The following is a 14,354-nucleotide window of genomic DNA, read 5'->3' on the forward strand; positions in this document are numbered from 1 at the left end:
CTATGCTTATTTTTGAAACATATTTGATTCTTTTCAAAGCTGTTCAAATCACGTTCTGAATAAAAGGAGGTGGCTTGTCTATTCATGTTTGACTAAAAAGAAGGGGTGAGTTATACGGAAATGGCATCTTATAACTATGTAGAGGTTCTTCAAAAATCCTTGTTGTTTTATGAAGCACAGCGGTCTGGAAAGCTACCTCAAAGCAACCGTCTCAACTGGCGGGGAGATTCTGGACTAGAGGATGGGAAAGATGTAGGGCATGACTTAACTGGCGGCTGGTATGACGCAGGTGATCATGTGAAGTTTGGCCTTCCAATGGCGTACTCAGCGGCTGTGCTTGCTTGGACAGTATATGAATACCGAGAAGCCTATGAAGAGGCAGGACTGCTTGATGACATCTTAGATCAGATCAAGTGGGCAACAGATTATTTTTTGAAAGCTCATACAGGTCCAAACGAATTTTGGGCGCAGGTAGGTGATGGGAACGCTGATCATGCTTGGTGGGGACCGGCAGAAGTGATGCCGATGAGCCGGCCAGCTTTTAAAATTGATGAAAATTGCCCTGGAACAGAAGTGGCCGCGCAAACTGCGGCAGCTTTAGCAGCGGGTTCTATCATTTTTAAAGAGACAGATGCCCCTTATGCAGCAAAGCTTCTGACGCACGCGAAACAGCTTTATGCATTTGCTGACAGGTATCGCGGCGAGTATACAGATTGTGTCACAAACGCTCAGCCGTTTTACAACTCCTGGAGTGGCTATATTGATGAACTCATTTGGGGCGGAATCTGGCTGCATTTGGCAACAAATGAAGAAACCTATTTAAATCAAGCATTAAAAGCAGTAGAGGAATGGCCAAAGGATTGGGATTATACGTTTACCATGTCGTGGGACAATACTTTTTTTGCTTCACAAATCTTACTCGCCAGAATTACAAAAGAGAATCGATTTATAGAATCAACAGAGCGTAATCTCGATTACTGGACGACGGGTTTTGTTCAAAATGGAAAAGTTGAAAGAATCACTTATACGCCTGGCGGTTTGGCATGGCTAGATCAATGGGGCTCCCTTCGTTATACAGCAAATGCCGCATTTTTAGCCTTTGTCTACGCTGACTGGGTGTCAGATGAAGAAAAAAAGAATCGATACCAAACGTTTGCGATCAACCAAACTCATTATATGCTCGGTGATAATCCGCTCAATAGAAGCTATGTCGTTGGGTTTGGCCAAAACCCGCCGAAGCATCCACACCACCGAACTGCACACGGCTCATGGTCTAACCAGCTGACAAATCCTCCGTATCATCGTCACACTCTTTATGGTGCCCTCGTTGGCGGACCTAATGCACAGGATCAATATGACGATGACATCTCTGATTATGTTTCAAATGAGGTGGCGACGGATTATAATGCCGCTTTTACAGGAAATATAGCCAAAATGGTGCAGTTGTTTGGAAAAGGGCAATCAAAGCTACCCGATTTTCCGCCTAAAGAACAACCAGAAGATGAGTTTTTTGTAGAGGCAGCAGTCATGAATAACGATGCTACATCTACTCAAGTAAAGGCGGTTCTATACAACCGCTCCGGATGGCCGGCTAGACGTAGTCAAACGCTCTCCTTTAGATATTACGTCAATTTGAGTGAGGTCTTTGCAAAGGGATTCACTGAAAAAGATATTCAAGTGACAGCTGCCTACAATGAAGGCGCTTCCTTATCTCCGCTCAATGTATATGACGCATCAGCCCACGTGTATTATGCAGAAATTGATTTTACGGGCGTAGCGATTTTTCCTGGAGGAGAATCAGAGCATAAGAAGGAAATCCAATTTCGATTATCTGCACCAAATGGATCGAATATATGGGATGCCTCAAATGATTATTCCTTTCAAGGCTTAACATCCAATATGCAAAAAACACCGAGATTACCTGTTTTTGATGATGGTTCTTTAGTATTTGGTACACTTCCAGACAAATAAAAATGAAGATTTATTGAAAGGGTGAAGGTTTTGTCAAACAAAGAACGATTTTTAACGCTTTATCATCAAATTAAAAGTGATGCGAATGGATATTTTTCACCAGAAGGAATTCCGTATCATTCAATTGAGACACTTATTTGCGAAGCGCCTGATTATGGGCATATGACAACGTCAGAAGCATATAGTTATTGGCTGTGGCTAGAGGTGTTGTACGGACATTACACAGGAGATTGGAGCAAATTAGAGGCAGCCTGGGATAATATGGAGAAATACATCATCCCGGTAAATGAAGATGGGAATGATGAACAGCCACATATGAGCGCCTACAACCCTTCTAGTCCAGCCACCTACGCAGCAGAAAAACCATATCCGGATCAATATCCTAGTCAGCTGAGCGGAGCTCGTCCTGCTGGTCAAGATCCGATTGATGGTGAATTGAAATCAACCTATGGAACAAATGAAACGTATTTAATGCACTGGCTGCTAGATGTCGATAACTGGTATAAATATGGGAACTTGCTCAATCCATCACATAAAGCCGCATATGTGAACACGTTCCAGCGCGGGCCGCAGGAATCTGTATGGGAGGCGATCCCGCATCCATCCCAAGATGATAAATCGTTTGGTAAGTCAAATGAAGGCTTTATGAGCTTGTTCACAAAAGAAAACCAAGTGCCGGCTGCTCAGTGGCGCTATACCAATGCGACGGATGCTGATGCGCGTGCAATACAAGCGATCTATTGGGCAAAGGAACTTGGCTACAATAATTCAACCTATCTTGATAAAGCGAAAAAAATGGGTGATTTTCTCCGTTACGGTATGTACGATAAGTATTTTCAAACGATTGGAAGCGGCAAGCAAGGGAATCCGTACCCTGGAAACGGAAAGGGTGCCTGTCATTACTTAATGGCATGGTATACCTCTTGGGGCGGAGGACTTGGCGATTATGCAAACTGGTCATGGCGTATCGGAGCGAGCCACTGCCACCAGGGGTATCAAAACCCTGTCGCCGCTTATGCTTTGTCCTCAGACAAAGGTGGTTTAAAGCCATCTTCCGCTACCGGTGCAAGCGATTGGGAAAAAACATTAAAAAGGCAGCTTGAATTTTATGTATGGCTTCAATCAAAAGAGGGAGCGATAGCAGGAGGCGCAACCAATAGCTGGAATGGAGACTATAGTGCCTATCCGGCGGGAAGAAGTACTTTTTACGATATGGCGTACGAAGATGCACCTGTTTACCATGATCCGCCTTCTAATAACTGGTTTGGGATGCAGGCATGGCCGATGGAGCGCGTTGCAGAGCTTTATTATATTTTTGTAAAAGATGGAGACAAAACTTCTGAAAATGTCCAAATGGCTAAATCTTGTATCACAAAATGGGTGAACTATGCACTCGATTATATTTTTATCGGCAAACGTCCTGTGTCAGATGATGAGGGTTATTTCTTAGATGACCAAGGACAAAGAATTCTAGGGGGAACAAATGCTGCTGTGGCAACAACGAGTGCACCAGGCGAGTTTTGGCTTCCTGGAAATATTGCTTGGAGCGGGCAGCCTGACACTTGGAATGGATTCCAGTCTGCAACAGGAAATCCAAACCTAACAGCTGTTACAAAAGATCCAACTCAGGATACGGGCGTACTAGGGAGTCTAGTCAAGGCTTTCACTTTCTTTGCTGCTGCGACTAAGCTTGAAACAGGGAATTATACAGCGCTTGGTGTCAGAGCGAAAGATGCTGCCGCACAGCTCCTTGAAGTTGCGTGGAATTACAATGATGGCGTCGGCATTGTAACAGAAGAAGAAAGAGAGGACTATGACCGCTTCTTTAAAAAAGAAGTGTATTTCCCAAATGGTTGGAACGGGACATTTGGTCAAGGAAATCAGATTCCTGGATCAAGCACAATTCCTTCTGATCCGCAGCGAGGAGGAAATGGAGTCTATACGAGTTTTGCTGATCTTCGTCCGAACATTAAACAAGATCCAGCATGGTCTTCACTCGAGAGTAAATATCAATCTTCATTTAATGAAGCAACAGGCAAATGGGAGAATGGGGCACCGGTTTTCACCTATCACCGTTTCTGGTCACAAGTGGATATGGCCACTGCCTACGCAGAATATCATCGCTTGATCAACTAACAGGTTAAATTTAAGCTGCCGGTTTCTTTGAGCCGGCAGTTTGATTAAGAAATATAAATCCAGTGAAGATAAGGGAGTTTTTACATGGTCAAAGAAAGAAGTTTTCTTCATCAATCATTAAACAAGGACGAAAATGGGCAGATCAATCTGATGTGGAAAAAAGAGGCGAATGATCGAATCTCAGAGCATAGACAAAGGGATCTTGAAATAAATGTCACAAATCATGAAAAAAAGCCAATAGCAGGTATAGAGGTTGAGATGAAGCAAATCAGGCATGAATTCGCATTTGGTTCAGCGATGAATGACCAAGTGTTATTTAATCAACAATATGCCGATTTTTTTGTGAAGCATTTTAACTGGGCTGTTTTTGAAAATGAGGCAAAATGGTATGCGAATGAGCCGGAAAGAGGGAGAAACACCTACGAAAAAGCAGATGCGATGCTGAATTTTGCAGATAAACATCAACTTCCAGTAAGGGGGCACGCTTTATTTTGGGAGGTAGAGGATGCGAATCCAAGCTGGCTGAGGTCACTACCGAATCACGAAGTGTATGAAGCCATGAAAAAAAGGCTTGAGCATGCGGGCAATCATTTTAAAGGAAGATTCCGTCATTGGGATGTAAACAATGAAATGATGCATGGTTCATTTTTTAAAGACCGATTCGGGAAAAGTATTTGGAAATGGATGTATGAAGAAACGAAAAAAATTGACCCTCAAGCACGATTGTTTGTGAATGATTATAATGTGATCTCATATGGTGAGCACCATGCTTATAAAGCACATATTAATGAACTTCGTCAATTAGGTGCACCTGTTGAGGCGATTGGGGTTCAAGGTCATTTTGAAGAGCGAGTCGATCCAGCCGTTGTAAAAGAAAGGCTTGATGTGCTTGCTGAGCTTGGACTTCCTATATGGGTCACAGAGTACGACTCTGTTCATCCTGACGCTAATAGAAGAGCGGATAACCTAGAGGCCTTATATCGCGTCGCATTTAGTCATCCAGCCGTAAAAGGAGTGCTAATGTGGGGATTTTGGGCAGGTGCCCATTGGAGAGGTGAGCATGCGGCCATCGTGAATTATGATTGGTCTCTAAATGAAGCAGGAAGACGTTACGAAAAGCTTCTAAATGAGTGGACCACACAAAGAGCTGAAAAAACAGATGCTAATGGCAATGTGACATGTCGAGCATTTCACGGAACATATGAGATTCGAATCGGTAAAGAAAATAAACTGTTGAAACAACAGACAATTGAACTTGATTCAAAAGAACAAACACCGCTTCGTCTAGATGTGATTGTATCTGAAGAAGGATAGATTGTGAGGAGAATGTAAATGAAAAAGTGGACTCAAAGAGTGTCCTGCTTCATACTTGTGGTCGCTGTATGGGCCGGTTGGTTTTCACTTACGATTAAAGCCGCCGCTTTTGTGCAGACATCTGGTACACAATTTACGCTGAACAATCAACCATTTTACTTTGCTGGTACAAATAATTACTATTTCCATTACAAATCTAAAAAGATGGTAGATGCAGTGTTCGATGATATGAAAGCCATGAATTTAAAGGTCATACGTATTTGGGGATTTCACGACGGGGCCCCTCAAGAAAACTCCGTCTTACAATCTAGTCCAGGGGTCTATGAAGAATCGGGTTTTCAAAAATTAGATTATGCAATTTATAAAGCGGGACAGGAAGGAATAAAGCTTGTCATCCCACTAGTGAACAATTGGGATGACTTTGGCGGAATGAATCAATACGTAAAGTGGTTCAATGCAGGATCACATGATGCCTTTTATACAGATCCTCGTATTCAACATGCTTACAAAAATTATGTACGTTATGTTTTAGAAAGAACGAATACGTACACAGGTGTGCAATATAAGGACGATCCAGCTATTATGACTTGGGAATTAGCCAATGAGCCGCGAGTGCAGTCAGATCCAGCGGGTCATATACTAGTCAAATGGGCAGATGAAATGAGTACATGGATCAAATCACTGGATCCTCACCATCTTGTTGCAGTAGGAGATGAAGGGTTTTTTCGCATCCCAGGCCATGAAGATTGGTTTTACAGAGGCGGAGAGGGCGTTGATTGGGACCGTTTGACGGCTCTCTCTTATATTGATTATGGAACCTATCACCTGTACCCAGATCATTGGAACAAGTCTGCTGCTTGGGGAGTGAAATGGATCGAAGACCATATCACCCGCGGGAAGACCATCGGAAAACCAGTTGTGTTAGAAGAGTTTGGCTATCAACATCAATCAGCACGTCCTGACGTATACCAAAGCTGGCTGTCAGCGGTTGAGCGGCTCGGAGGGGCTGGCAGTCAATTTTGGATTTTAACAAGCATTCAAGACGATGATTCGCTCTATCCCGATTATGACGGTTTTCGCATCATAAATGGGAGCAAAGAGGCAGCACTTATCAGTGAACATGCGAAAAGAATGAACGAAAAGAACCGATGACGAATGCCTGCTCAATAAGGAAGTTCATTTGCATAAAAAAATTGGATATGGTATAGTTTTTATGGAAATGCTAACGATTACCGAGACAAGAGTGGGGAAACCCGCTCTTTTGTATTGAACAGGCAATTTTTGTCTCGACATTATTCATCCGTTTTCTGCTCCCCCTGCTCACATAAAGCAGGGTTTTTATGCAGAATGATTGATAAGAGCGTTTATCGAAAGCACAAGGAGGAAGAGAATGAGCAAAAAAGTAGTGGATGTCGTAAGCGAAATGGTGCAGCCAATTTTAGATGGCTTACAGCTTGAACTCGTTGATGTTGAATTTGTCAAAGAGGGTCAAAACTGGTTCCTTCGCGTGTTTATTGACTCTGATAAAGGCGTCGATATCGAAGAATGTGCCAAAGTGAGCGAAGCCTTGAGCGAAAAGCTTGATGAGGCAGATCCGATTAGCCAAAACTACTTTCTTGAAGTGTCCTCTCCTGGAGCGGAGCGCCCATTAAAGAAAAAAGCTGATTTTGAAAAAGCACTTGGAAAAAATGTTTTCATGAAAACATATGAACCAATTGATGGTGAAAAAGCATTTGAAGGTGAGCTTACAAGCTTTGATGGTGAGATTGCAACAGTGACAGTGAAGATCAAGACAAGAAAGAAAGAGATCAATATTCCATACGAAAAAATAGCTAACGCAAGATTAGCAGTTTCGTTCAATTAACCTTTTCATTGATATAAGGGGGAACCATAAAAATGAGTAGTGAGTTGTTAGATGCCCTGACTGTTCTCGAGAAAGAGAAGGGTATTAGTAAAGAAATTATTATTGAAGCGATAGAAGCTGCACTCATTTCTGCATATAAGCGTAACTTTAATCAAGCGCAAAATGTTCGTGTTGATTTAAACCGCGAAACGGGAACAATTCGCGTATTTGCAAGAAAAGATGTTGTAGACGAAGTGTATGATTCTCGCCTTGAAATCTCTGTAGATGATGCAGCCAATATGAACCCGAATTACATGGTAGGTGACGTCGTTGAAATTGAAGTCACGCCAAAAGATTTCGGACGTATTGCAGCTCAGACTGCGAAACAAGTGGTGACGCAGCGAGTGAGAGAAGCAGAGCGAGGTGTGATCTATACTGAGTTTATTGATCGCGAAGAAGACATTATGACGGGAATCGTTCAGCGAATTGACAGTAAATTCATTTACGTGTCACTTGGCAAAATCGAAGCCCTTCTTCCGGTCAACGAACAAATGCCAAATGAGGACTACAAACCACATGACCGCATTAAGGTATTTATTACAAAAGTCGAAAAAACAACAAAAGGACCACAAATTTATGTGTCTAGAACACATCCAGGTCTTTTAAAGCGTTTATTTGAAATTGAAGTGCCAGAAATTTATGATGGTACTGTAGAGCTTAAATCGGTTGCTAGAGAAGCTGGGGACCGTTCTAAAATCTCTGTTCGTACTGAGGACCCTGATGTTGACCCAGTAGGTTCTTGTGTTGGACCAAAAGGTCAGCGTGTACAAGCAATTGTCAACGAGCTAAAAGGCGAAAAAATTGACATTGTCCATTGGTCTAATGACCCGGTTGAGTTTGTTGCCAATGCATTAAGTCCATCAAAAGTACTTGATGTGATTGTCAATGAAGAAGATAAGGCGACAACAGTGATTGTCCCTGATTATCAGCTGTCGTTAGCTATTGGTAAAAGAGGTCAAAATGCTCGTCTTGCAGCAAAGTTGACTAGTTGGAAAATCGACATTAAAAGTGAAACAGATGCAAGGGAACTCGGTATTTTCCCAAGAACTGAAGACTCTGAATCTCTTTTCTTAGAGGCTGAACCAGTAGCTGAGGAATCTGACGAATAAGAGGTGATGTAAAAGGTGAATAGCCGAAAAAAAATCCCGCTTAGAAAATGTGTCGTGACGGGAGAAATGAAACCAAAGAAAGAACTGATTCGTGTTGTTCGTTCTAAAGAAGGTGAAGTGTCTGTTGACGCAACCGGAAAAAAGAACGGACGCGGAGCTTACCTTTCTCTCGATAAAGAAACCATTCTTGCGGCAAAGAACAAACGCAGTTTACAGCAGCAATTTCAGACACAGATTGACGAACACATATTTGAAGAATTACTAGAACTAGCTGAAAAGGTGAAAAAACCAAATGACTCAAACTGAATGGTATCCTTTGCTTGGTCTAGCAAATCGAGCTCGAAAAGTCGTGTCAGGAGAAGATCTTGTGATCAAAGAAATTAGACATGCGCGTGCTAAGCTGGTTCTTCTTGCAGCAGATGCCTCATCGAACACAGAGAAAAAGGTATCTGATAAATGCAAATTTTATAATGTTCCGGTTAGAAGAGTTGAAGACCGTTCCGTTCTCGGACGTTCTATTGGGAAAGAAGCTCGCGTAGTTGTCGCTGTCACTGACCAAGGCTTCGCTAAGAAGCTTATAAGCTTGCTCGATTAATTTATTTGGGGGTGAACGAATGGCTAAAGTGAGAGTATATGAATACGCAAAAGCCATAGATGTTTCAAGTAAAGATATTATAGCAGCGCTTAAGGATATGAACGTGGAAGTGAACAACCACATGGCGACGCTTGAAGACGACACTGTGAAAAAGCTAGACGCGATCTATAAAAAAGCCAAAGCAAAAGAGACAGCTAACGAGAAACCCGCAGAACAAAAAAAACAATCATCTAACAAAATCAATGATAGAAAGAAGAATGACGTGCAGAATAATCAATTTAATAAAAACAAAAAAAACAACAACCAAAACAAAAACAAAAATAAACGCGGTGGAAATAACAAATCGCAGCATCAACAAGCTAGACCTGTAAAACCTAAAAAAGAGCTTCCTGAAAAAATTGAATTTACTAATTCAATGACAGTCGGCCAGCTGGCTGAAGAGCTTGGAAAAGAAACAGCTGAAATTATCAAAAAGCTGATGATGCTTGGTGTGATGGCAACCATTAACCAAGAGCTGGATAAAGATACAGTTGAATTAATCGCTTCTGAATATGGCGTTCCAGTAGAGGAAGTCATTATTTTAGAAGAAACTGAACTTGAAAAGTATGAAGTTGAAGATAAAGAAGAAGATATGCAAGTACGCCCTCCAGTTGTGACGATCATGGGACACGTTGACCACGGGAAAACAACGCTTCTTGACAGCATTCGTAAGACGAAAGTCGTCGAAGGCGAAGCTGGTGGAATCACGCAGCATATCGGTGCATACCAAATTGAAGATAACGGCAAGAAAATCACGTTCCTTGATACACCTGGACACGCAGCATTTACAACGATGCGTGCACGTGGTGCTGAGGTAACGGATACGACCATTCTAGTCGTTGCAGCAGATGATGGCGTTATGCCGCAAACGGTTGAAGCCATTAACCATGCGAAAGCAGCAGAAGTGCCGATCATTGTCGCTGTCAACAAAATTGACAAACCAACAGCGAACCCTGATCGTGTGATGCAGGAATTAACTGAGCATGGTCTAGTACCAGAAGCTTGGGGCGGCGAAACGATCTTCGTTCCTCTATCTGCAAAAACAGGTGAAGGCATTGACGAATTGATCGAAATGATCCTTCTTGTCAGCGAAGTAGGAGAACTGAAAGCCAACCCAAATCGTGCGGCAAAAGGAACTGTTATCGAAGCTGAGCTTGATAAAGGAAGAGGATCTGTTGCAACCCTTCTTGTTCAAACTGGTACACTTCAAGTAGGTGACCCAATCGTTGTCGGAAATACATTTGGCCGTGTACGTGCAATGGTCAATGACATCGGACGCCGCGTGAAAACAGCAGGACCATCTACACCTGTTGAAATCACTGGTCTAAACGATGTACCGAATGCAGGGGATCAGTTCCTCGTATTCAAAGATGAAAAAACAGCTCGTCAAGTAGGTGAGGCGCGTGCTTCGAAACAGCTTGATGAACAGCGTTCAGACAAAGCAAAATTATCTCTAGATGACCTATTTGAGCAAATCAAACAAGGTGAAGTGAAAGATATCAACTTGATCGTGAAAGCAGACGTACAAGGTTCTGCTGAAGCACTGACGGCCGCTCTTCAAAAAATTGAAGTAGAAGGCGTAAAAGTGAAAATCATCCATACGGGTGTTGGAGCGATTACAGAATCTGATATTATTTTAGCAAGTGCTTCTAATGCGATCGTGATCGGATTTAACGTACGTCCTGATGGAAATGCGAAGAGCACAGCTGAAACAGAAAACGTAGATATCCGCTTACACCGCATTATTTATAAAGTCATTGATGAAATTGAAGCAGCGATGAAAGGAATGCTTGATCCTGAATATGAAGAAAAAGTCATCGGTCAAGTTGAAGTTCGTCAAACGTTCAAAGTATCTAAAATCGGTACAATTGCTGGTGGTTATGTCACTGAAGGAACCATCACAAGAGATAGTGGTATCCGCTTAATCCGTGACGGCGTCGTTATTTTTGAAGGCGAAGTCGACGTATTGAAACGATTCAAAGATGACGTGAAAGAAGTTTCACAAGGCTATGAATGTGGTATTACCATTAAGAAGTACAATGATATCCGTGAAGGTGATGTCATGGAATCATTCGTTATGCAAGAAATCGAAAGAAAATGATCGGTTATACCGAATGTGAGTGCATCATTTATGATGCCTCCTCACTGAAGGAAAAACGTGCGGTTCTTCAGCGTATATTGACAAGAACGCGCCATAAATTTAATGTAACCATGGCTGAAATGGATTACCAGGACACATGGCAGCGTACATCAATTGGAATCGCCGTGATTTCCTCATCTCGGGTTCAAGTGGAAAAGGAATTGCAACGTGTTTTAAGCTTTATTGATTCTTTTCCTGAAATTGAACGAACGATCACGAAAACTGAGTGGTTTTAATTAGAGGTGATATGATCATGAGTATGAGAGCAACCCGCGTGGGTGAGCAGATGAAAAAAGAATTAGGCGACATCCTAGGCAGAAAGCTAAAAGATCCAAGAATCGGCTTTTTGACTGTAACCGATGTCGAAGTGTCCGGTGATTTGCAAATTGCGAAAGTGTACATTTCTGTTCTCGGTGACGAGAAGAAAAGAGAGGAAACCTTAAAAGGTCTTGCAAAGGCTAAAGGGTATATCCGTTCTGAAATTGGCAATCGAATTAGACTTCGCAAAACACCAGAACTGCACTTTGAATTTGATGAATCCGTGGATTACGGAAACCGAATTGAAAGCCTAATTGCTGAACTAAACACAAAAGATCACGAATAAGACGTTGAAATAAGGATAGACGATGATCGTCTGTCCTTTTTCATCGTTTACGAAAGGAGAGCGCGCAGATGATAAATGGTGTTCTTTTATTACATAAAGAAAGAGGGATGACCTCTCACGACTGTGTGTTTAAAGTAAGAAAGATCTTGCATACAAAAAAAGTGGGACATACAGGCACCCTCGACCCAGAAGTTTCAGGTGTTCTGCCTATTTGTATCGGAAGAGCAACGAAGATTGTCGAATACTTAACAGATAAATCGAAAACGTATGATGCAGAAATCACGATTGGTTTTTCTACAACAACAGAAGACCAAACAGGTGAGATCGTAGAAGAAAAAAAGGTGCAAAACCCCATCTCAGAAGAAGACATTGATGCTGCGTTGAAACAGTTTCAAGGAACCATTGAACAAATTCCACCTATGTTTTCGGCAGTAAAAATTGGCGGAAAAAAACTCTATGAATATGCAAGAGAAGGCATTGAAATTGAGCGACCGAGCCGTGAAATTACGATTCACCGTATCGAGCGGACAACATCTGCTTTATTTGAAAATGGAAAAGTATCATTTAGATTTACCGTTTTATGTTCAAAAGGAACGTATGTCAGAACCTTAGCGGTTGACATTGGAAAGAAACTAGGATTTCCAGCCCATATGTCACACCTCATTCGCACTGGTTCAGGTGATTTTACACTAGATGAGTGCATCACCCTTGATGAGCTGCGAGATATAAGCGAAGAAGGCATGGTAGATGAGCACCTTGTCCCGATCGAGCGTGCGCTCAATCATTTGCCGAAATGGGAGATAAATGATACATTAGCAAGTAAAGTGGAAAACGGTGCAGTCCTGCCAATGCCTGATGAATTCGCTCATTTCGCAGAGGAAGATCGTGTCGCTGTCTTTGCTCCTTCAGGCCGGTGTATGGCGATATATATGAAGCACCCGACCAAACAGAATTTGATGAAGCCGGCGAAGATCTTATCTCAGGACAAGCAATCTTAAAGAAAAGGTGACCATCTCGTGAAGACTATACATATTTCACACCCACATACATTGAATCAAAAGGATCAAGACCCGTCTGTTATGGCTTTAGGGTATTTTGACGGTGTTCACCTCGGACATCAAAAAGTGATTGACGCAGCAAAAAGCATTGCCAGAAAAGAAGGTTTGGCTTTAGCGGTCATGACCTTTCACCCGCACCCATCACATGTTTTGCAAAAAGCACGTGAACCCAAGGACTTAATTACGCCGCTTGAGGATAAAATTGATTTCATCGAACAGCTGGGCGCTGACTACTTATACATTGTGCAGTTCAGCGAAAGCTTTGCAGCGCTATCCCCTCAAGAGTTTGTCGATCAATATTTGGATGAGCTGAATGTGAAGCACGCAGTAGCTGGTTTTGATTTTACGTTCGGCCGTTTTGGTGCAGGCACAATGGAAACCTTCGATGAGTACGGAAAAGGACGTATGACGGCCACCATCGTTCCTAAGTTGTCCAATCAAGACCGAAAAGTCAGCTCAACACTCATACGATCTGCATTGAAAAATGGGGATGTTGAATATGTGAGTGAGCTTTTAGGAAAACCTTATCAGCTGCGCGGTATTGTCATTCATGGTGATAAACGAGGACGGACGATCGGCTTTCCGACTGCCAATGTTGGTTTATCTGCTGAGTATATCATTCCGCCAACAGGGGTTTATGCCGTAAGAGCAGAAGTGAAAGGCCACGTGTATGACGGTGTTTGTAATGTTGGCTATAAACCAACTTTTTATGAAAAACGTCCTGATCAACCTGCCATTGAAGTAAACCTTTTTGATTTTAGCGAAGAAATATATGGGGAACCGATTAAATTACAGTGGTTCAAGCGCATTCGCAGTGAGCAGAAATTTAACGGAATCCAGGAGTTAACGGCTCAAATCAGTCTAGATAAAGAAGAAGCGATTCAGTTTTTTCAACATCAGCGAAAGTAAACAAAAAATTCATAGAAAAACAGCTCTACCATTTGCAAATTCAGCATATTTTTAGTATGATTATTCCTGTAGCTTTAAAACCACTTACTTGGCAGGCCGACTTCACCGACGGTTGCGAGGTAGATGGGGCTAACATGATTTGGAGGTGAAACAGGATGGCTATTACTCAAGAGCGTAAAACTCAATTAATTAGTGAGTTCAAAACACACGAATCTGATACTGGATCTCCAGAAGTTCAGATCGCTGTCCTAACAGAATCAATTAACAACTTGAACGAGCATTTACGTACTCATAAGAAAGATCACCACTCACGTCGCGGTCTTTTGAAAATGGTAGGTAGACGTCGTAATCTTCTTACGTATCTACGTAATAAAGACGTAACTCGTTACCGTGAGTTAATTAACAAACTAGGCTTACGTCGATAATCGTAAAAAGCGGGAGGATTCCCGCTTTTTTATCGTATAATCACTAATATTTTATGGTTAAAATGTTGAAAGAATGGCAAAAACCCTTCTACATACACCTTTCACATTGATATGTGAAAATCATTTTGTTCATAATAAGAATTAACTAAAA

Annotated in this window: 14 protein-coding genes; all 14 read left to right on the forward strand. The window is 42.1% G+C overall.

Annotation, left to right across the window (positions count from 1 at the left end; translation table 11 throughout):
- The first annotated feature begins 120 nt into the window (after nucleotides 1–120).
- The 14 genes from MHI35_RS07945 to rpsO all read left to right on the forward strand — a co-directional run bounded on the left by MHI35_RS07945 (nucleotide 121) and on the right by rpsO (nucleotide 14,203).
- On the forward strand, nucleotides 121–1,971 hold the full coding sequence (locus MHI35_RS07945; RefSeq protein WP_144521518.1) for a glycoside hydrolase family 9 protein: 1,851 nt from the start codon (nucleotides 121–123) through the stop codon (nucleotides 1,969–1,971).
- 30 nt (nucleotides 1,972–2,001) lie between these two features.
- On the forward strand, nucleotides 2,002–4,107 hold the full coding sequence (locus MHI35_RS07950; protein WP_335349787.1) for a glycoside hydrolase family 48 protein: 2,106 nt from the start codon (nucleotides 2,002–2,004) through the stop codon (nucleotides 4,105–4,107).
- Between the two features lie 84 nt (nucleotides 4,108–4,191).
- Complete coding sequence (locus MHI35_RS07955) at nucleotides 4,192–5,421, forward strand: endo-1,4-beta-xylanase (RefSeq protein WP_335349788.1); 1,230 nt, start codon at nucleotides 4,192–4,194, stop codon at nucleotides 5,419–5,421.
- 18 nt (nucleotides 5,422–5,439) lie between these two features.
- Entirely contained in the window at nucleotides 5,440–6,573 is a 1,134-nt protein-coding gene (locus MHI35_RS07960; RefSeq protein WP_335349789.1) for a glycoside hydrolase 5 family protein, read from the forward strand.
- A gap of 238 nt (nucleotides 6,574–6,811) precedes the next feature.
- Nucleotides 6,812–7,285: a ribosome maturation factor RimP gene (gene rimP / locus MHI35_RS07965; protein ID WP_003211398.1), complete on the forward strand. Its 474-nt coding sequence runs from the start codon at nucleotides 6,812–6,814 to the stop codon at nucleotides 7,283–7,285.
- A 32-nt stretch (nucleotides 7,286–7,317) separates the two neighbouring features.
- Nucleotides 7,318–8,433: a transcription termination factor NusA gene (gene nusA, locus MHI35_RS07970; protein ID WP_144521451.1), complete on the forward strand. Its 1,116-nt coding sequence runs from the start codon at nucleotides 7,318–7,320 to the stop codon at nucleotides 8,431–8,433.
- Between the two features lie 15 nt (nucleotides 8,434–8,448).
- Nucleotides 8,449–8,739, forward strand: a complete 291-nt coding sequence (gene rnpM, locus MHI35_RS07975; protein ID WP_335349790.1) for an RNase P modulator RnpM — start codon at nucleotides 8,449–8,451, stop codon at nucleotides 8,737–8,739.
- Nucleotides 8,726–9,028: a YlxQ family RNA-binding protein gene (locus MHI35_RS07980; RefSeq protein ID WP_211063827.1), complete on the forward strand. Its 303-nt coding sequence runs from the start codon at nucleotides 8,726–8,728 to the stop codon at nucleotides 9,026–9,028. Before rnpM ends, MHI35_RS07980 begins: the two co-directional genes overlap by 14 nt.
- Before the next feature lie 19 nt (nucleotides 9,029–9,047).
- The gene (infB, locus tag MHI35_RS07985) at nucleotides 9,048–11,168 is read left to right on the forward strand and encodes a translation initiation factor IF-2 (protein ID WP_211063826.1); all 2,121 of its coding nucleotides are present in this window, start codon (nucleotides 9,048–9,050) and stop codon (nucleotides 11,166–11,168) included.
- Nucleotides 11,165–11,443 carry a DUF503 domain-containing protein gene (locus MHI35_RS07990; RefSeq protein ID WP_012009994.1) on the forward strand — a complete coding sequence of 93 codons (279 nt, stop codon included), beginning with the start codon at nucleotides 11,165–11,167 and terminating at the stop codon, nucleotides 11,441–11,443. The genes infB and MHI35_RS07990 overlap by 4 nt, the downstream gene beginning before the upstream one ends.
- 17 nt (nucleotides 11,444–11,460) lie before the next feature.
- Nucleotides 11,461–11,811 carry a 30S ribosome-binding factor RbfA gene (gene rbfA / locus MHI35_RS07995; protein ID WP_007499525.1) on the forward strand — a complete coding sequence of 117 codons (351 nt, stop codon included), beginning with the start codon at nucleotides 11,461–11,463 and terminating at the stop codon, nucleotides 11,809–11,811.
- A gap of 68 nt (nucleotides 11,812–11,879) precedes the next feature.
- A complete protein-coding gene (gene truB, locus MHI35_RS08000; protein WP_335349791.1) occupies nucleotides 11,880–12,809 on the forward strand; it encodes a tRNA pseudouridine(55) synthase TruB in 930 nt (309 codons plus the stop codon).
- Nucleotides 12,810–12,827: 18 nt separating this feature from the next.
- Nucleotides 12,828–13,778 (forward strand): bifunctional riboflavin kinase/FAD synthetase, encoded by a 951-nt coding sequence (gene ribF / locus MHI35_RS08005; protein WP_144521457.1) that lies wholly within the window; start codon nucleotides 12,828–12,830, stop codon nucleotides 13,776–13,778.
- A gap of 155 nt (nucleotides 13,779–13,933) precedes the next feature.
- Complete coding sequence (rpsO, locus tag MHI35_RS08010) at nucleotides 13,934–14,203, forward strand: 30S ribosomal protein S15 (protein WP_012009997.1); 270 nt, start codon at nucleotides 13,934–13,936, stop codon at nucleotides 14,201–14,203.
- Nucleotides 14,204–14,354: the final 151 nt, after the last annotated feature.

The organism is Bacillus sp. FSL K6-3459 (genome assembly GCF_038003305.1).
Taxonomy (GTDB): domain Bacteria; phylum Bacillota; class Bacilli; order Bacillales; family Bacillaceae; genus Bacillus; species Bacillus pumilus_O.